The sequence below is a fragment of the Flagellimonas cixiensis genome (assembly GCF_042134615.1).
Lineage (GTDB): Bacteria > Bacteroidota > Bacteroidia > Flavobacteriales > Flavobacteriaceae > Flagellimonas > Flagellimonas cixiensis.
The window spans coordinates 2,867,059-2,884,767 of the sequence record NZ_CP169639.1; the positions used below are offsets into that span (position 1 = coordinate 2,867,059).

The 17,709-nt window shown below is 39.9% G+C and carries 16 protein-coding genes; 6 read left to right on the forward strand and 10 right to left on the reverse strand.

The features are described 5' to 3' along the window. Window positions 1–16: 16 nt before the first annotated feature. Window positions 17–1,387, reverse strand: a complete 1,371-nt coding sequence (gene mnmE, locus ABT310_RS12685) for a tRNA uridine-5-carboxymethylaminomethyl(34) synthesis GTPase MnmE (RefSeq protein WP_375324257.1) — start codon at window positions 1,385–1,387, stop codon at window positions 17–19. 86 nt (window positions 1,388–1,473) lie between these two features. On the opposite strand from mnmE, the gene ABT310_RS12690 reads away from it, so the two are divergent. After that, entirely contained in the window at window positions 1,474–1,836 is a 363-nt protein-coding gene (locus ABT310_RS12690) for a DUF4870 domain-containing protein (protein WP_375324258.1), read from the forward strand. A gap of 50 nt (window positions 1,837–1,886) precedes the next feature. Here the strand turns inward: ABT310_RS12690 and dnaN are convergent, their stop codons facing one another. The 5 genes from dnaN to ABT310_RS12715 form a co-directional block, all read right to left on the reverse strand. Further along, on the reverse strand, window positions 1,887–3,005 hold the full coding sequence (gene dnaN, locus ABT310_RS12695) for a DNA polymerase III subunit beta (RefSeq protein WP_375324259.1): 1,119 nt from the start codon (window positions 3,003–3,005) through the stop codon (window positions 1,887–1,889). Between the two features lie 120 nt (window positions 3,006–3,125). Next, window positions 3,126–4,790: a gliding motility-associated ABC transporter substrate-binding protein GldG gene (gene gldG / locus ABT310_RS12700; RefSeq protein WP_375324260.1), complete on the reverse strand. Its 1,665-nt coding sequence runs from the start codon at window positions 4,788–4,790 to the stop codon at window positions 3,126–3,128. Continuing rightward, window positions 4,790–5,521 (reverse strand): gliding motility-associated ABC transporter permease subunit GldF, encoded by a 732-nt coding sequence (gldF, locus tag ABT310_RS12705; RefSeq protein ID WP_375324261.1) that lies wholly within the window; start codon window positions 5,519–5,521, stop codon window positions 4,790–4,792. Before gldF ends, gldG begins: the two co-directional genes overlap by 1 nt. Beyond that, a complete protein-coding gene (locus tag ABT310_RS12710; RefSeq protein WP_375324262.1) occupies window positions 5,521–5,823 on the reverse strand; it encodes a putative quinol monooxygenase in 303 nt (100 codons plus the stop codon). Before ABT310_RS12710 ends, gldF begins: the two co-directional genes overlap by 1 nt. Next, the gene (locus ABT310_RS12715) at window positions 5,824–6,654 is read right to left on the reverse strand and encodes an S-adenosyl-l-methionine hydroxide adenosyltransferase family protein (protein ID WP_375324263.1); all 831 of its coding nucleotides are present in this window, start codon (window positions 6,652–6,654) and stop codon (window positions 5,824–5,826) included. It lies immediately after the preceding gene. A 120-nt stretch (window positions 6,655–6,774) separates the two neighbouring features. Between ABT310_RS12715 and ABT310_RS12720 the strand changes: the two genes are divergently transcribed. The 5 genes from ABT310_RS12720 (at window position 6,775) to acs (ending at window position 12,809) form a co-directional block, all read left to right on the forward strand. Next, window positions 6,775–7,734 carry a PhoH family protein gene (locus ABT310_RS12720; protein ID WP_375324264.1) on the forward strand — a complete coding sequence of 320 codons (960 nt, stop codon included), beginning with the start codon at window positions 6,775–6,777 and terminating at the stop codon, window positions 7,732–7,734. Window positions 7,735–7,743: 9 nt separating this feature from the next. Next, window positions 7,744–8,691 (forward strand): phosphoribosylaminoimidazolesuccinocarboxamide synthase, encoded by a 948-nt coding sequence (locus tag ABT310_RS12725; RefSeq protein ID WP_375326188.1) that lies wholly within the window; start codon window positions 7,744–7,746, stop codon window positions 8,689–8,691. A 145-nt stretch (window positions 8,692–8,836) separates the two neighbouring features. Beyond that, complete coding sequence (locus ABT310_RS12730; RefSeq protein WP_375324265.1) at window positions 8,837–9,100, forward strand: DUF4212 domain-containing protein; 264 nt, start codon at window positions 8,837–8,839, stop codon at window positions 9,098–9,100. 21 nt (window positions 9,101–9,121) lie between these two features. Continuing rightward, on the forward strand, window positions 9,122–10,837 hold the full coding sequence (locus tag ABT310_RS12735; protein WP_375324266.1) for a sodium:solute symporter family protein: 1,716 nt from the start codon (window positions 9,122–9,124) through the stop codon (window positions 10,835–10,837). A gap of 64 nt (window positions 10,838–10,901) precedes the next feature. Next, on the forward strand, window positions 10,902–12,809 hold the full coding sequence (acs, locus tag ABT310_RS12740; protein WP_375324267.1) for an acetate--CoA ligase: 1,908 nt from the start codon (window positions 10,902–10,904) through the stop codon (window positions 12,807–12,809). Between the two features lie 34 nt (window positions 12,810–12,843). On the opposite strand, the gene ABT310_RS12745 is transcribed toward acs, so the two are convergent. The 4 genes from ABT310_RS12745 to ABT310_RS12760 all read right to left on the reverse strand — a co-directional run bounded on the left by ABT310_RS12745 (window position 12,844) and on the right by ABT310_RS12760 (window position 17,613). Then, window positions 12,844–13,494, reverse strand: a complete 651-nt coding sequence (locus ABT310_RS12745) for a PolC-type DNA polymerase III (protein ID WP_375324268.1) — start codon at window positions 13,492–13,494, stop codon at window positions 12,844–12,846. Then, window positions 13,494–15,413, reverse strand: coding sequence for a DUF294 nucleotidyltransferase-like domain-containing protein (locus tag ABT310_RS12750; RefSeq protein WP_375324269.1), 1,920 nt, complete (start codon window positions 15,411–15,413; stop codon window positions 13,494–13,496). Before ABT310_RS12750 ends, ABT310_RS12745 begins: the two co-directional genes overlap by 1 nt. A 477-nt stretch (window positions 15,414–15,890) precedes the next feature. Then, window positions 15,891–16,814 (reverse strand): alpha/beta hydrolase family protein, encoded by a 924-nt coding sequence (locus tag ABT310_RS12755; protein ID WP_375324270.1) that lies wholly within the window; start codon window positions 16,812–16,814, stop codon window positions 15,891–15,893. Between the two features lie 115 nt (window positions 16,815–16,929). Next, window positions 16,930–17,613: a CPBP family intramembrane glutamic endopeptidase gene (locus tag ABT310_RS12760; RefSeq protein ID WP_375324271.1), complete on the reverse strand. Its 684-nt coding sequence runs from the start codon at window positions 17,611–17,613 to the stop codon at window positions 16,930–16,932. Window positions 17,614–17,709 lie beyond the last annotated feature (96 nt).

The window sequence follows — 17,709 nt, forward strand, 5'->3', positions numbered from 1 at the left end:
GAAGCTTGCATGAGTATTACTTCCCGATACAGAAATTGGCGAAAATATTGCCCAATAAATCATCTGTAGTAACACTTCCCGTGATTTCTCCTAAGTGGAATAAGGCTTGTCGAATATCAATGGCCATCAAATCACTGGAAAGTTCCATATCCATTCCTTCTTTTACCTTTTGTATTTCCTCAAGGGCTTTTAACAAGGCATCGTAATGTCTACTATTCGTAATAATGGTGCTATCTCCGCTCAATGCACCTGAATCGACAAGGGATAAAAGCTTTGCCTCCAGTTCGGCAATTCCTTTTTTGAACTTGGCTGAGAGAAAAAGTACATTTGGAATTTCTTGTTTGATTTTCTCGATTTGGACTTCGTTCAACAAATCCATTTTATTGCAGATCGGCAATAATTGTTTGTTTGGATATCTGCTTTGAATTTGAGCTAATTCTGAAGTGTCAAAATCCATCCCATCAAAAAGATAAATAATGAGTCGGGCCTTTTCAATTTTATCGAAAGTCCGTTCAATACCGATTTTTTCGACCACATCTTCGGTTTCTCGGATTCCCGCGGTGTCGATAAATCTAAAATTAATCCCTTTAATACTGATATGATCTTCAACTGTGTCGCGAGTCGTCCCTGCAATCTCACTTACAATAGCCCTTTCCTCATTCAATAGTACATTAAGGAGGGTGGATTTTCCAACATTGGGTTGGCCAACAATGGCTACGGGAATTCCGTGTTTGATTACATTCCCGAGTGCGAAAGAATCAATCAGTTTCTTTAAAACTTCACTAATTCGATTCAACAGTTGATTAAACTGGGTACGGTCGGCAAATTCCACGTCCTCTTCAGAGAAATCCAGTTCCAACTCAATTAATGATGCGAAATTCAACAACTCTTCGCGTAATTTTTGAATTTCATTGCTAAATCCACCGCGCATCTGCTGCATGGCAATATCATGCGCCGCTTCACTGTCGCTGGCTATTAAATCGGCCACCGCTTCTGCCTGACTCAAATCCATTTTACCATTCAAAAAAGCACGCAGCGTAAATTCACCTGCAGAGGCATTTCTGCACCCACTACGCAACAACAGTTGTATAATTTGTTGTTGGATGAAAGGCGAACCATGGCACGAAATTTCAGCTACATTTTCACCAGTGTAGGAGTGCGGACCCTTAAAAATGGATACCAAAGCTTCATCCAATATTTTAGAATCATCCACAATATTCCCCAAATGAATGGTATGGCTTTTTTGCTCGGTTAGACTTTTGCCCTTTATGGATTTGAAAACGGAATCTGCAATGGTAATGGCCTCTGGCCCTGAAACCCGGATCACGGCTATGGCCCCTGTTCCAGAGGGAGTTGCCAAGGCTACAATGTTATCTGTATGCGACATGGGCACAAAAGTACAAATTCGTGGCTGTATGTAACATTTTTGGTAATTTGTATACCAATAAGATGAATCATCAAAATCAATCAAAAATGGAAGTTATCAACGAAAAAGCAGTAAGAACGGACAATACGTTGCTTGCTGTTACACATTTGACCCAGTTAGCGGGTTACGCCATTGGCTTTGGAAGCTTAATAATTCCATTAATTATTTGGCTGTCTTCGAGAGATAGAGTGGAAGGAATGGACGAACATGGAAAGTCTATTATCAACTTTCAATTGAGTTTACTGCTTTATATTTTCATAAGTATTCCAGCCATTTTATTATTAGGATTAGGCATTTTGGGGCTTATTGCTGCAGGAATATTGGGGTTTGTTTTGCCGATTGTAAATGCCGTTAAAGCCGCAAACGGCGAATCGCCATCAAATTTTATGACCATTAGATTTATAAACTAAAAAAAGCCGAAACAATTGTTTCGGCTTTTTAAGTATGGTTGAATAGTTATTTAATTGTTCAGCATTACCGGCATTACCAACATGGTTACATGCTCACCTTCATCCAATCCATCAATAGGGGTTAAGATACCTGCTCTGTTGGGCAAGCTCATCTCCAAGGAAACATCATCAGAAGTCAAGTTGTTGAGCATTTCTACCAAAAAGCGTGAGTTGAAACCAATCTGCATATCATCCCCTTGGTAAGAACATGATAATCTTTCCTCGGCCTTATTGCTGTAATCTACATCCTCCGCAGAAATATTCAATTCCGCACCCGCTATTTTAAGACGGATTTGGTGTGTAGTTTTGTTTGAGAAAATGGAAACCCTACGTACCGAACTCAAGAATTGGTTTCTAGAGATCGTCAATTTATTAGGGTTTTCTTTTGGAATTACCGCTTCATAGTTAGGATATTTCCCATCAATCAAACGGCAAATCAACTCTGTATTGTCAAAGCTAAACTTAGCGTTGCTGTCGTTGTACTCAATCGTCACTTCAGATTCAGAGCCTGCCAAAATCCCTTTTAAAAGAGTCAATGGTTTTTTTGGCATAATGAATTCCGCTACTTGGGAAGCAGTTACATCCTGACGTTGATATTTTACCAATTTATGGGCATCCGTGGCCACAAAAGTCAAATTCTCAGGGGAAAACTGGAAAAACACACCGCTCATTACAGGGCGAAGGTCATCGTTTCCTGCTGCAAAAATTGTTTTGTTGATGGCGGTAGCCAAAATATCGCCCAAAAGGGTAGTAGAGCTCGGATTGGATACTTCCACTGCTTTTGGAAACTCGGCACCATCGGCATAGGCCAAGGCATATTTACCGTGATTGGAACTGATTTCAACCGTATTGTTATCCTCCACAACAAACGTCAAAGGTTGTTCCGGAAAGGTTTTTAAAGTATCCAACAACAAACGTGCTGGAACCGCTATTGTTCCTTCAGAATCGGAGTCCACCTCGAGCACAGTGCTCATGGTAGTTTCCAAATCAGAAGCCGAAACGGTCAGCTGTGTTTTGTCAAGGTCGAACAAAAAATTATCTAGAATGGGCAAGGTGTTACTATTGTTGATAACTCCTCCCAAAACCTGTAGTTGTTTTAGTAAATATGTACTGGATACGATAAACTTCATCAAAGAAAGCCTTTAGTATTGAAGCCTATTCGGTTGAAATTACCTGAAAATAGGCCTTTAGATTAGATTAAAGCAAATATATTTTAAAAGGTCTAAGTAAAGAAACAAAATTATCAACACTTAGGCGCTGAATTTACGCTTTCGGTAAAATCCAAAAAATACGCCAAATAGAATCGTCAACATCAATGGAAGCCCAATGTTTACAAGCTGCCATTTGGTTTTTTGCGCTGCAATTTTCTTCACGTCCAACAGCGGAATGGAAACTTTTTTGTTTCGAATGTTAATAAGCCCGGTGTTGTCCAATAAATAATTGGTGCTGTTAACCAAAAATTCTTTGTTTCCATAAAAGCTGTTCGTCCATTTGTCATACCCCAATTCCAACGGTCTGCCATTGCGAAGTTGATTTTTGATGATATCCCCGTCGGAAATCACAATCATTTTATTTTCTGGCCCCTCTTCCAAAGTATTTTGAAGTTTTAAAGGCTTCACCCGATTTTTATACATGGAGGTGAAATTCCCTTCAATCAATACGGCCAAAGGCAAATCACCATTATTATAAGCGGTTTGGTCTGGCTGCTGGTTGATCATATCCAGACTGATCTGTCTTGGAACCCCATCTGTTTTGGATAAAGGTGAACTTTGTAGCAACACCGTTTTGTTGTAATCGTTTTCCAATACATCCATAGGGCTGGTGAATTGCATTCTAACCGCTTCAATATTGGTGTTGATGGGGTGATTGTTCTTTGAAATCACCATAGGGTAATAAAACCAAGGCAATGGATTGTACTGTGAATCATTTCCCTCACCACTGGCCAAAACAATTTGGGTGAAATATAAATCGTTCACCAAAACAGGGTTGATACGAACCCCATATTTAAAGAATAGATCTTTTAAGTTCAATTCTCGTGGTAATGCAAAACCAGTACCGCCACCAGCATAAATGCTGTCCATTTCCATGGCCACTTGATCTAGCATCCAAATGGATTTACCTCCTTGAACCATAAACTGGTCCATCACATATTTTTCTTGGTCGGTAAATGCCTCGGTGGGTTTGGCAATAATGGCAAGGTCAAATCCTTTTAGCTGGTTTAGTACTTGTTGAGGGTTGGTGGCTACGGAATCCAAAGTAATGGCTCCGATATTGTAATAATCCCGAATGGTTGTCAGGTAATCTGCGAGATAGATATCATCCAGTTCCCCATTTCCTTTGATGACGGCCACACTCTTTTTATCGGTGATGCTCAATTTGGTAAATGCATCGGAAAAGGCATACTCCAATTGCTGCACTGAATTGTTGATGCGTTCCTCCGCAGAAGAGCCCAATTTGTTTTTCAATAATGGTACACGAACCGTTTGGTCATTAAAATTGACCATGGCCCATGGAAATACCATTTCGTTGGACACTTTTCCGTTTTCTTCTATGGTGACATTAGCGGGTTGCAATCCCAAACTTTGCAATTGAGCAACAGTTTCCTGTGGATTTTCAGAGTCCTCCAAAGGGTCCACCAAATTATATTGGATATTGCGGTTTTTTGCTTCGAAAGATTCTAACAACTGAACCGTTTCCGTCTTTAGTTTGGCAAATTCAGCCGGGATATTCCCTTCCAGCAACACATCAACAATCACAGGCCCGTCAAATTTTTGAGCTACCTCAATGACAGGATCAGATAAGGTGTATCGTTTATCTTCGGTTAAATCGAATCGGGTGTATAAAAAACTGGCCACAACGTTGAGTAAAACAACAACAAAAAGGGCTTTAATGATGGATAATAGATACTTTCCCATTAGCGTGTCAATTGTTTTAAGCGTTCAAAGGTGAGATACCAAAACAGCAGCGTTAATGAAATAAAATAGATCAGGTCGCGGGTATCAATCACGCCGCGGGCAATACTATCAAAATGAGATTTTGCTCCCATGGCCTGAATCCATTGTTGGGTATCACCATTGGGAAACATCGACGAAGCAGCATCAAACCCATTAAAAATTACAAAGCATAAAAGAATTCCAACCAAAAAGGCAATAATTTGATTATCCGAAAGGGTTGAGGCGAAAATCCCAATGGCGGTGTAACAACTGATCAAGAAGAGCAATCCAAAATAAGACCCCATTACTACTCCGAGATCATAATTACCAGAAATAATCCCTAAATCAGAAATAGCAAAAACATACACAATAGTCGGAATCACAGCTATGACGCAAAGCAAAAATGCACCCCAAAATTTTCCCAACACCAATTTCCAAACAGAAATAGGTTTGATTAACAAAAGCTCCAAAGTGCCCATTTTTCGTTCTTCCGAAAAACTTTTCATGGTTATGGCAGGTATCAAAAAGATAAAAATCCAAGGGGCCAGCAGAAAGAAATTGCTCAAATCGGCAAAGCCATAATCAAAAATATTGTACTCTCCTTTAAAGACCCACAAAAAGAGTCCGTTGAGCAATAAAAACGACCCAACGATCAAATAGCCGATGGGCGATGTAAAAAAGGATCGTACCTCTCTCTTAAAAATTGCAAACATTAAGATGGGTTTGTTGATTGAATTTTATTGACGCTCCATGCTTCGGGTTTGTCGGCGAACAATTTTTTGGTGTTGCCCCACACTGTCTTGAAAAAATCCGATTTCCGATAATTTTCCAAGTCAGCTTCTTGATTCCAAAAACTGTAGGTGAAAAATATGCAAGGGTTTTTTATATCCTGATACAGTTCCACCATGTTACAGCCCTCAAATGCCAAAATCCCATTTTTGGATTCGTCAAAGACTCGCTCAAAACTAGCAATATTTTCGGGTTTAAATGTCAGTTTTACGATGCGGATGAGCATTTATAGGAAATTTATGGTTACCGTGTCCCGATAATTCAATCCAAGGAGGGTCGAAGCACCCCCGACCGAATTCAGGTCACTCTTATAGATGGCCAGCTCCACATAGCCCGCCGAATTGAACAATGCTAAAGCATCGCCAGGGCCTTTGCGCTGGTTTCTTTCCAAATTATAGTTTATGATGCCGTTATAGCTTTGGTGTACTTCACCAATTTTAGTGGTACGCGCAATAATTTCAAACGAACGTCCATTTCGATAGGCTTCAAACAAGCTTTTTTGAATATTGGTGACCACATTTCCGTAGTTGTCAATATAAATTACGTTTCCAGAAATGGTTTTTCCCTCATTGATGATTCTGGGTTCAAAATCGCGAAGTTCCTTTATTCCCTCAAAAGGTCTTCCAATTACTTCTAATTTACCACCACGTGCAATATGGCAAGCTACAGGAATAAAAACGTTCATGAGCGGAAAAGAGCCCGGAATACTGTTGGGGAGATTAATTTCCACGATTTGTTCAGGTTGCAGTTCTGAAGTTATCAAGGAAATAACCCCACTATTGGCTCCCACAAAATAATGTCCGTCCACAAAGACCACCAAATGCTCATTTTCAGGAGAAATTTCTGAATCTACACCGACCACATGAACGCTTCCTTTAGGAAAGGATTGATAGGCGTTTTTTAGGATATAGGCACATTCTTGAATGTTGAACGGGCTAACGGCATGTGAAATATCAACAATGTTTGCATCGGGCAAACTGCTCAGTATTGCACCCTTAACAGCACCAACATAGTGATCTTTATTGCCAAAATCTGTAGTTAAGGTTATGATTGCCATGCAATACTGTTGATATGTTTTTGCCTGTCCAAATTGATTTTTGGTTAAGTTTGTTTGGTAAAATTAGTTAAAAAAGAAAGAATATAATTCTTCAAAAATAACTGTAACACCTCACTTTATTTGAACGAACTTGTAATTGAACTTACGGAAATAAGCCCCCAGGAATTCTTCGGACAGCAAAATGCCAACATTGAGCTGCTGAAAAAGTACTTTCCAAAATTAAAGATTGTAGCCCGGGGCAACAAAATTAAGGTTTTCGGAGATGAAGAGCTTCTAGAGGAGTTCGATAAACGATTCGACGAACTCACCGGTCAATTTGCCAAATACAACAAATTGGACGAAAACATGATCGAGCGAATACTTACGAGTACCAGCAAGGAAGATTATACTTCTTCCAAAAGTAGCGGCGATGTTTTGGTACACGGAGTAAGTGGCCGTTTGATCAAGGCACAAACCGCAAACCAACGTAGACTTGTGGATGCCTGTAGCAAGGACGACATGGTCTTTGCCATTGGTCCGGCAGGAACAGGCAAAACGTACACTGGAGTAGCTTTGGCCGTTAAAGCCTTGAAAGAGAAGCAGGTTAGGCGAATTATCTTGACCCGCCCAGCGGTAGAAGCAGGGGAGAACCTTGGTTTTCTTCCAGGGGATTTAAAAGAGAAATTAGATCCTTATATGCAACCTCTTTATGATGCATTGCGAGATATGATTCCAGCTGAAAAATTGGAAAAATATATTGAGGACGGCACCATTCAGATTGCACCTATGGCTTTTATGCGCGGTCGTACTTTGGACAACGCTTTTGTGATTTTGGATGAGGCACAGAACACTACTCATGCCCAAATGAAAATGTTTTTGACCCGGATGGGGAAAAACGCCAAGTTTTTATTGACGGGTGACCCGGGGCAAATTGATTTACCGCGCAGGGTAATTTCTGGGCTTAAGGAAGCCCTTCTTATCTTAAAAAATGTGGATGGCATCAGTATTATTTATTTGGATGATAAAGATGTGATTCGACACAAATTGGTGAAAAAAGTAATTGACGCATACAAGAATATTGAGCATCAAAATCAATTCTAAAACATGGGAATGAATACATTGATGTCCACAGATTTTAATTTTCCAGGGCAGAAATCTGTTTACAAAGGAAAAGTACGGGAAGTATATACACTAGAGAATGATGTTTTGGTGATGGTGGCCACCGACCGCCTATCCGCTTTTGATGTTGTGATGCCTAAGGGAATACCTTATAAAGGGCAAATCCTAAATCAAATTGCCACCAAAATGATGAAAGATACCGAGGATATTGTCCCCAACTGGTTAATGGCCACCCCAGACCCCAATGTTGCGGTTGGAAAAGCCTGTGAACCTTTTAAGGTGGAAATGGTGATTAGGGGCTATATGTCCGGCCATGCCGCACGTGAATACAAAGCGGGTAAAAGATTGCTTTGCGGTGTTCCTATGCCCGAGGGGATGCAAGAGAATGATAAGTTTCCAGCACCTATTATTACTCCAGCAACCAAAGCGGAGAAAGGTGACCACGACGAAGATATTTCCAAAGAAGATATTTTAAAAAGAGGTATTGTTTCCAAGGAAGATTATGAAGTTTTGGAAAAATATACCCATGCGCTATTCCAGAGAGGAACTGAAATAGCCGCCAAACGAGGACTTATTTTGGTGGATACCAAATACGAATTTGGAAAAACAAAGGATGGGAAAATTGTATTGATCGACGAAATCCATACACCAGATTCATCACGATATTTTTATGCGGAAGGTTATGAAGAGCGTCAGAAGAAAGGTGAGGCTCAGAAACAACTTTCCAAAGAATTTGTGAGACAATGGTTAATTTCAAATGGATTTCAAGGATTGGAAGGACAAAGCGTTCCCGAAATGTCCGATGAATACATTGCATCTGTATCCAACCGATATATTGAATTGTTTGAGAATATCACAGGGGAGAAATTCGTGAAAAGTGATATTTCTAACCTTCAAGAACGAATTTTTGCCAATGTAACCGATTATTTGGCAAAATAACCACCAGTATTTATGGACTGACCAATAAACTAAAGGGAATTTTATCAATTCCCTTTTTTTATTACAATTTTGGTGACATTTGTTTAGAACTAATTTGATATATTGACGGTGCACAAACAATATCAACTAAACAAATTGCCAAACCATGTCTGAAAAACAAAAAAAGGCCACTGCCTATTGGAAAGAGAATATAAGATACTTGTTCTTTTTATTGGTCATCTGGTTCTTGGTCTCTTTTGGAGCTGGAATTCTTTTTAAAGATGCACTGAACAATATCCGTATCGGTGGTTTTAAGCTAGGGTTTTGGTTTGCGCAACAGGGATCAATTTATGTGTTTGTCATCCTCATTTTTGTGTATGTACGTCTAATGAACAAATTGGACAAAAAGTACGGCTACAACGAAGATTAACCAATCATTGAAAACTTTAATATGAGTGATGTTCAAATTTGGACCTATGTTTTGGTCGCGCTGTCTTTTGGTCTTTATATAGGAATCGCAATCTGGTCAAGAGCGGGATCAACCAAAGAATTTTATGTGGCAGGGGGAGGTGTTTCCCCATTGGCCAACGGAATGGCCACGGCAGCTGATTGGATGTCGGCGGCCTCCTTTATTTCCATGGCGGGGATTATTTCTTTTGCTGGGTACGATGGCGCCGTATATTTAATGGGATGGACGGGGGGTTATGTACTCTTGGCGTTGCTATTGGCACCTTACCTTAGAAAATTCGGAAAGTTTACCGTACCTGATTTTATTGGAGAACGTTACTATTCCAAAACGGCACGGGTCGTGGCTGTCATCTGTGCATTGATTGTTTCCTTTACCTATGTGGCCGGACAAATGCGAGGAGTTGGAATCGTATTTTCCAGATACCTCGAAGTTGACATCAATACAGGCGTGGTTATAGGAATGGTCATCGTATTGTTCTATGCTGTTCTCGGGGGAATGAAAGGTATTACCTATACCCAAGTGGCACAGTATTGCGTGTTGATTTTTGCCTTTATGGTGCCTGCCATCTTTATTTCAATTCAAATGACAGGAAATCCAGTACCACAATTAGGATTTGGAAGCACATTGTCCGATAGCTCAGGAACCTATCTCCTAGATAAATTGGATGGTCTATCTACCGAACTAGGTTTTTCAGAATACACCGACGGCTCCAAGAGTTTGGTCGATGTTTTTGCCATTACTCTTGCTTTGATGGTGGGTACAGCAGGTTTGCCTCACGTCATCGTCCGTTTTTTTACAGTAAAAAGAGTACGAGATGCCAGAAAATCTGCTGGTTTGGCATTGTTGTTCATTGCCATTCTCTATACAACCGCACCTGCTGTGGCTGTTTTTGCCAGAACCAACCTCATTGAAACCGTCAGCGGCAAAGAATACGATAAAATGCCAGAATGGTTCAGTCGATGGGAAAAAACAGGATTAATAGGTCATGAGGATAAAAACGGTGATGGAAAAATTCAATACGTAGCCTCGCCAGAAATAAATGAGTTGACCGTAGACCGAGACATAATGGTGTTGGCCAACCCAGAAATTGCCAACCTACCTGCATGGGTAATTGGATTAATTGCTGCTGGTGGGCTTGCTGCAGCGCTATCTACTGCTGCCGGTTTATTGTTGGTCATTTCTTCTTCCGTTTCCCACGATTTAATCAAGAATGTACTTAAACCAGACCTTTCCGAAAAAGGAGAGCTTTGGGCAGCCAGACTTTCGGCTGCAGTTGCTGTGGTTATTGCAGGTTACTTCGGAATTAATCCACCTGGATTTGTGGCAGCGGTGGTGGCCTTGGCCTTTGGTTTGGCGGCTGCTTCCTTTTTTCCGGCAATTATCCTTGGAATCTTTTATAAAAAGATGAACAGCAAAGGGGCTATTTCTGGGATGATCGTAGGGCTTTGCCTAATGCTTTTCTACATGCTAAAATTCAAATTTGGAATTTTTGATGGAGGAAAAGATGCGGTAGCTGGTCTTCAAGATAGTTGGTGGTTCGGGGTGTCGCCCGAAGGGTTTGGCACCATTGCCATGCTGGTTAATTTTATTGTCGCCATTCTAGTAAACATGTTTACTCCAGAACCTCCCGAAGAAGTGCAAGAAATTGTTGAAAACATTCGGGTTCCAAGTGGGGCAGGTGATGCAATAGATCATTAAAATGACTGTGAATTGGGTTCCTTTTTCCTTATTTTTAAGGCAGCCTAAAATTTAATTAAACATAATGAGTAATTATCATATTAAGCACTTGGAGGAGTATTTTCAGGTGTATCGAAAATCCGTGAGAAACCCCGAAGGATTTTGGGAAGAAGTAGCTGAAGAACACTTCCAATGGCGTAAAAAATGGGATTCGGTATTGGAATGGGATTTTTCTAAACCTGAGATCAGTTGGTTCAAGGGAGCAAAATTGAACATCACAGAAAACTGTATCGACCGTCACCTTAGAATTCGTGGGGATAAGACCGCTATTCTTTTTGAACCGAACGACCCAAATGAGGATGCCGAACATATCACCTACAACCAACTTCATGAACGAGTTTGCAAGTATGCCAATGTATTGAAAGATCAAGGCGTTAAAAAAGGTGATAGAGTCGTTATTTATTTACACATGATTCCAGATTTGGCAATTGCACTTTTGGCCTGTGCCAGAATAGGCGCTATTCATTCGGTGGTTTTCGCAGGATTTTCATCTACTGCTTTGTCCACGCGAATCAACGACTGTGGTGCAACCACGGTTTTAACCTCAGACGGTTCCTTTAGGGGAAGTAAAACTATCGACCTAAAAGGGATTGTGGATGATGCCTTGGAAGATTGCCCAGATGTAAAGACCGTTTTGGTGACAAAAAGAACCGGAATGGAGGTAAACATGAAAGAAGGTCGGGATAAATGGATTCAACCGCTATTGGATAAAGCCTATTCCGATTGTGTGCCTGAAGTTATGGATTCTGAGGATCCTTTATTTATTCTCTACACTTCGGGATCTACAGGTCGCCCCAAAGGGATGGTACATACAACGGGTGGATATATGGTGTACACGGCCTATACGTTTAAAAATGTGTTTCAATACCGTGAAGAAGATGTGTATTGGTGTACAGCAGATATAGGATGGATTACAGGACATTCGTACATAGTTTATGGGCCTCTGGCCAATGGCGCAACCACAGTGATGTTCGAGGGAGTACCTTCTTATCCAGATTTTGGTAGATTCTGGGAAGTGGTTCAGAAACATCAAGTAACCCAATTTTATACGGCACCAACTGCGATTCGTGCGTTGGCCAAAGAGAATTTGGAATTTGTGACCCAATTCAATTTAACCTCTCTAAAAGTTTTAGGAACTGTAGGAGAACCTATCAATGAGGAGGCTTGGCACTGGTATAACGACCACGTAGGGGAGAAAAAATGCCCCATTGTGGATACTTGGTGGCAAACGGAGACAGGCGGAATCCTGATTTCTCCAATTCCATTTTCCACACCAACAAAACCAACCTATGCCACCTTACCGATGCCAGGTATCCAACCTGCACTTATGGACGAAAATGGCAAGGAAATCAAAGGAAACCAAGTGGATGGACGTTTGTGTATCAAATTTCCTTGGCCATCGATCGCCAGAACCATTTGGGGCAATCACCAACGTTATAAAGAAACTTATTTTTCTGCTTTTGATAATATGTACTTCACAGGTGATGGAGCCTTACGTGATGAGGTAGGCTATTACCGAATCACAGGTAGAGTGGATGATGTGATTATTGTTTCCGGACACAATTTGGGTACTGCACCAATTGAAGATGCCATTAATGAGCATCCGGCGGTAGCTGAATCTGCCATTGTTGGTTTCCCTCACGATATTAAAGGAAATGCGCTTTACGGTTATATCATTCTTAAAGAAACAGGTGAAACACGTAACCGAGAGAACTTGAGTAAAGAGATCAACCAATTGATCACAGAACATATTGGACCTATTGCCAAGTTGGATAAGATTCAGTTTGTCCCCGGTCTTCCAAAGACCCGTAGTGGAAAGATCATGAGAAGAATTTTGAGAAAAATAGCTTCCAAAGACACCAGTAATTTGGGTGACACCTCCACTTTATTAAATCCGGAAGTGGTAGAGACCATTATGAAGGAAAGCTTATAAATGGATTTTGGTTATTAAAAGAAAAAGGACCTTCTTATCTGAGGAGGTCCTTTAATTGTTGTGGCTTTAACTTCTCCATGGTCCGCAAAAAAGCAATCGCGGTAATAAAGGCATCACCCAGGGCGGTATGTCTATCTTTTCTGGAAATGCTGAACTTTTTGGCCAAATCATCAAGAGAGTAGCGTTCTTTTTTTTGAACTACGGTTGAAATTAAGAGAGTTCGGATGTAAAGTGACTCTGTATCCAAAGTTTTGTTTTTCAGCTTGGGCAGTCCGTTTCTTTTTAAGGCTGCATTAATCATATTGATATCGAACATGACATGATGCCCAACCAATACATGGTTTTTTGCATAGACTAAAAATTGCTTTAAGGCATCGAGCTCTGAAACCAAATCACGTTTACTTTTATTCAGGATACCGTGTATTTCTGCACTTTCCGAATCGTAATGTTCTTGTTGAATATAGATTTCAAAACTGTCTTTTACCACAATATGGTCGTTCAATAATTTGAGAGCACCCATGCAGAGCATCCTATCCCGAGTTAAACTAAAACCTGTTGTTTCCGTATCCAACACCACAAAAGTGTTATCCTTAACAGCCTCAGGGAGTTTTTCCTTGAAATGTTCCTCGTACTCCCACCAAAAATCAGGAAGCTCCAATTGCTTTTTTTTGGTAAACGGCCACATTAGCGCAATAGGTTTTTAACTTGGAACCTTATTTCAATCAAGGATTGGATGTCCTTTAAAGTTTTGAAGGTTCGTTTTAGTTTTATTTTTTCTTCCTTATTTAATTTGTCCAAAGCAATATATCTGCCCGAATCGTTATGTAATAATCCTTGTCGGGTTCTAAACTTCAGCAGTGCCTTACTCGCATAGGAGCAAGCTAGATACAGTTCTTTGTTGTTGGGTTCCAATTCGGCCAACTTTTCGTAGCGTTCCGCGGTATTGTTGATGGATTTGATGGAATGGGACAGAATCAGTACCCGAGCAGCATCGATAATCGGCATAAGTGCCCGTAGTTTTAAATCGAAAAAATCTTTGTGTTCACCATCTTGCTCTACCAAAAAATCCCTGAAAAATCCAGATGGAGAAGGATTTTGAAGTGCTCCGCTGGCCAAATGGGTAAAGAATTGGGGATAGTGGTTGGCGTGATCAAAAATACTGTGTGACAATTCATCGGCAAGTGCTTTTTCACCGTAGGTCACATTGTAATCAAAAAAGATGGAGGATAACAAAATCTCATCGGGTCCCGGATTGTGAATCCAATGGGCAGTAACGTTTTTCCATTCACTCAAACTATGACACCAAGAGCGGTTGGAAGCCATCATGTCTGCCGGACAATATTCAAAACCAATGGTGTTGAGCATTTTCGAAATGCGTTCCCCCAATTTTAAAAAATAGCTTCGGGTTTCTTCTAATTTTTCTTCTGGAACATCTTCAAAAATAATGGCATTGTCCTGATCAGTATTAAGTAATTGTTCCCCTCGTCCTTGACTCCCCATGCTCAACCAAGTAAACTTTACAGGTGGTTCTTCTTCCATTTTGGACAAGGCAATTTCTACCACTTGCTTGGTAGAGGCATCGTTAAGTTCCGAAATGATTTTGGAGACCAACCCCAAAGGAATGTTTTGGTCCAAATACCCTTGTAATAAGTTCATGATGCTGTGTCGGATACCACGCAGTCTTTTGGCATCGTTGGCCCTTTTAATGGCTCGAAGGAGTACAGCAGGGTTGTTCCCGACAGCCACCATAATATCGTGTTTGGATAAAATTCCGACCGATTTGGTATCCGTGGTACCATCTTCCGTAAGAATCAAATGACTGATATTGCTTTTCATCATGGCCATTTGCGATTGTGCCAAGGTCAATTCTTTTGGATAGGTAATAATGGGGGATGACATAATGGATTTGGCTGTTGCCGTGATGGGAAATAGCCCAGTGGCCACTTTTTTTCTAAGGTCTTTATCGGTAATAATTCCTACCGGTAGATTGTCTTTTTCCACCAAAATACTGCTCACGTTATGCTTGGTCATTTTATCTGCAATGGTCTTGATTTTAGTCCCTTCTTTGCAGGTGATAAGGTCGGTGGAATATTTTATGGGTTGAAGGTCCAATATTTTATTGGTGGAATATTGGTCGGCTTCTTCACTTCCGCCATATAATTTGCCACGATGTTTAATGGAGTAGGGGTTTCCCGTGTTGGAAGCAAAGCTTTCAATCAAAAAGTTTCCGATGCGTTTGTTTTCAAGGGCCAAGGGCTTAAAATCCTTGATGGGAATGGCGTAAAGTATGGTTTCTTCGTAGGCCTTTGCTTCGAGTTTATAGCTTTCGTTGGCCAAGAGTGGACGTAATCCGAATACATCACCTTCATCACAAATATCCAGAATGTGACTTTGACCAGCTTTGGACAGGGCTACGGCCCCCTTGTTCACTACGTAAAAATGAGGGTGGGGATTTTCATTCTGGGAAAAAACAATGGTGTTGGTCTCTTTGTGGATAATAACCACCTCCAAGGATAGTTGCTCCAGTTGTTTTGCCTCCATCGCATTAAAGGGAGGATAGTTTTTAAGAAAGTCGGCAATACGTTCGGAAATGGTGTTTTTCATGGTACCTTAAATGTAGGGGTAATTACGAAAATTGAGTGTTCGCAAAACAGAAAAACTACAGAAATAGTAACCTATAATTAGTTACTTCCTATTCGCTGCCTTATCGTATGCCCGTATCATAAGAATGGCCCAAATGATCACCAATACAATAACAATAATGGAAAACCATAAAACGATTTCATTTGCTGTCATTTTCCACAAGTTTAAGGTAAATCATTACACCTAAAAGAGTTGGTGCCCAAAGGCCCACAAAAAGACCATGTTCCGTATCGCCAGTTAAGAAAAGAAATTCTGCGACCAGAATAATCAAAGCGCATAGAATAAGCATTAGCAAGTTGGCAGGTCCTAACTTTTTAATATAATTCATTTGAAGGTTGGTTTTATTTTCTGAAGTTAGGAAAAAAATATTGCGGAATAAAACCAAAAAGTTTGATATCGAACAACCGATAATCATTTGATTAAATAGAAGAACTTAAATTAATTGTGTGCTTTTATCCATTGGAGTACATCTTCCATATAAGAATTGGGTAATTCATGCCCAGAATCGTAAAACTTCAGTTTCTTATTTTCCAATGTTAAGTTGTTATAAAAAGTATTTGCCTCATTTTCGGGGATAAAAAAATCAGAATTACCCATTAACATAGCTACGGGTGCTTTTTGGGCGGTGATGCTATAAAGTGGACTGATGGCCTTTAATTTTTCCGATATTTCCTGTGACCAATTAAGTTCGGCAATTTCAGAATAGGGTCTAGACATTGGAGGTACGCAGGCTACCACGCAATGGATTCTGGGGTCAACATTGTTTAATATCAACGATAGGGCTCCTCCCATACTATAGCCTATTAAATTAAATTTGATATTTTGACTTGGGAATCGTTCTTCAAGGTAATCCATGATCAACCGAACTTCTTTGACACTCGATGCATATAAATCATACAAAGTTTGGGCATCTTCTACATTTTTTGAACGCATCGGGGGTAAGGAACCCGGATTTCTAAAATTTAATTCGTAGGACCTTTCCCCATGATATTTTGCATCTATGACTACAATGTTGAATCCCATTTGCAACAGTGAATCTTTTATTGAAGTCAGGTTTTGGGTATATTGTAAATAAGGCAAAGAAGGATTGACCCAATAATCTTTGTTTCCGCCAAGGCCATGCATTAAAATGGCATATCTGTTTTCAAAATTCTTTTTGGTTATAAAATGATAAAAAAGGATTTTGGTATCGAAACCGTCAAGCACTACTTTTTCCATTTGAATAAGCGAATCTACTGGTCGGTTTTCCACAATCACTGCTGTTGGATTCAGCTTTTCATACTCAAAATGGGCATTATAATTTTGTCCATATCCTACATGAATAATTAGCAGTAAAAAAAAGAGGAGATTGCACTTTTTCATGGAAATTATAGTATTGATAATTAGTGTTTTATAAATATATCAATATATTTTTGAATTAGTGTTGAAACAAGTGTTGAGGTAGCTGCCATCAATTCTTTTTTTTCAATAAATTGGATCAAGATTCATTCCTCACAAAATACCCCACAAAAAGTAATACAAGGATTGGAACAAAGACCAATCCACTTAAAAAATTCCACAAGGAAATAAAATCCGCTAGTTCGGTTCCGCCTTTTGAGATAAGGACCATTTCACCGAGCGGTCCTTTCGAAAATATAGTGTTGTAGGTAAAATTCCATCCCAAATGAAGTCCAAAAGGCAACAAGATAGATTTGGTTTTTGAATATGCCCAGGCCCAAGCGAATCCCATCAAACCTGTTCCTAAAAAAACAAAGATCATCGCCATAACATTTCCTAAAACACCGTAGGAGAACCAGTGATATATTCCGAATGTAATGGCCGAAATCAAGATGCTTTTTTGTGAACCTATTCTTTGGATGAGTATAAACAAAAGAGCACCTCTAAAAACGAGTTCCTCGGTAAGTACCGATTTAACATCCCACCAAAAAGAACTTAAAACAAGGCCTCCCGTGATATTGTTGTTCAATGTCCAGGTTGCTGATTTTAAAAATGCCTCTTGGTACTGAACCAGAACACAAAGTATAGAACTAAGTAAAAATCCAGTTAAAAATTGTTTAAGTCTCTTGGCTATGGGAAGAAATCCCAAGGCAAGAATGTTTGTCTTTTGAATAAAATGTAAAAGCAACCAAGAAAGGGAAAGCAGTGCTAAAATTCCGATCATGCTGTGGTCAGTTATTTGGTTTTTAACAATATAAAACTGTAAAGGAGGGAATTAGCCATTAAAATAAGAATAAAATGGTTTTAAATACCTCGATTA

Excerpts from the sequence above, each read along its gene's own strand:
- mnmE (WP_375324257.1), bottom strand. The coding sequence starts at position 1,387 with ATGTCGCATACAGATAACATTGTAGCCTTGGCAACTCCCTCTGGAACA.
- ABT310_RS12690 (WP_375324258.1), top strand. The coding sequence starts at position 1,474 with ATGGAAGTTATCAACGAAAAAGCAGTAAGAACGGACAATACGTTGCTT.
- dnaN (WP_375324259.1), bottom strand. The coding sequence starts at position 3,005 with ATGAAGTTTATCGTATCCAGTACATATTTACTAAAACAACTACAGGTT.
- gldG (WP_375324260.1), bottom strand. The coding sequence starts at position 4,790 with ATGGGAAAGTATCTATTATCCATCATTAAAGCCCTTTTTGTTGTTGTT.
- gldF (WP_375324261.1), bottom strand. The coding sequence starts at position 5,521 with ATGTTTGCAATTTTTAAGAGAGAGGTACGATCCTTTTTTACATCGCCC.
- ABT310_RS12710 (WP_375324262.1), bottom strand. The coding sequence starts at position 5,823 with ATGCTCATCCGCATCGTAAAACTGACATTTAAACCCGAAAATATTGCT.
- ABT310_RS12715 (WP_375324263.1), bottom strand. The coding sequence starts at position 6,654 with ATGGCAATCATAACCTTAACTACAGATTTTGGCAATAAAGATCACTAT.
- ABT310_RS12725 (WP_375326188.1), top strand. The coding sequence starts at position 7,744 with ATGAATACATTGATGTCCACAGATTTTAATTTTCCAGGGCAGAAATCT.
- ABT310_RS12730 (WP_375324265.1), top strand. The coding sequence starts at position 8,837 with ATGTCTGAAAAACAAAAAAAGGCCACTGCCTATTGGAAAGAGAATATA.
- ABT310_RS12735 (WP_375324266.1), top strand. The coding sequence starts at position 9,122 with ATGAGTGATGTTCAAATTTGGACCTATGTTTTGGTCGCGCTGTCTTTT.
- acs (WP_375324267.1), top strand. The coding sequence starts at position 10,902 with ATGAGTAATTATCATATTAAGCACTTGGAGGAGTATTTTCAGGTGTAT.
- ABT310_RS12745 (WP_375324268.1), bottom strand. The coding sequence starts at position 13,494 with ATGTGGCCGTTTACCAAAAAAAAGCAATTGGAGCTTCCTGATTTTTGG.
- ABT310_RS12750 (WP_375324269.1), bottom strand. The coding sequence starts at position 15,413 with ATGAAAAACACCATTTCCGAACGTATTGCCGACTTTCTTAAAAACTAT.
- ABT310_RS12755 (WP_375324270.1), bottom strand. The coding sequence starts at position 16,814 with ATGAAAAAGTGCAATCTCCTCTTTTTTTTACTGCTAATTATTCATGTA.
- ABT310_RS12760 (WP_375324271.1), bottom strand. The coding sequence starts at position 17,613 with ATGATCGGAATTTTAGCACTGCTTTCCCTTTCTTGGTTGCTTTTACAT.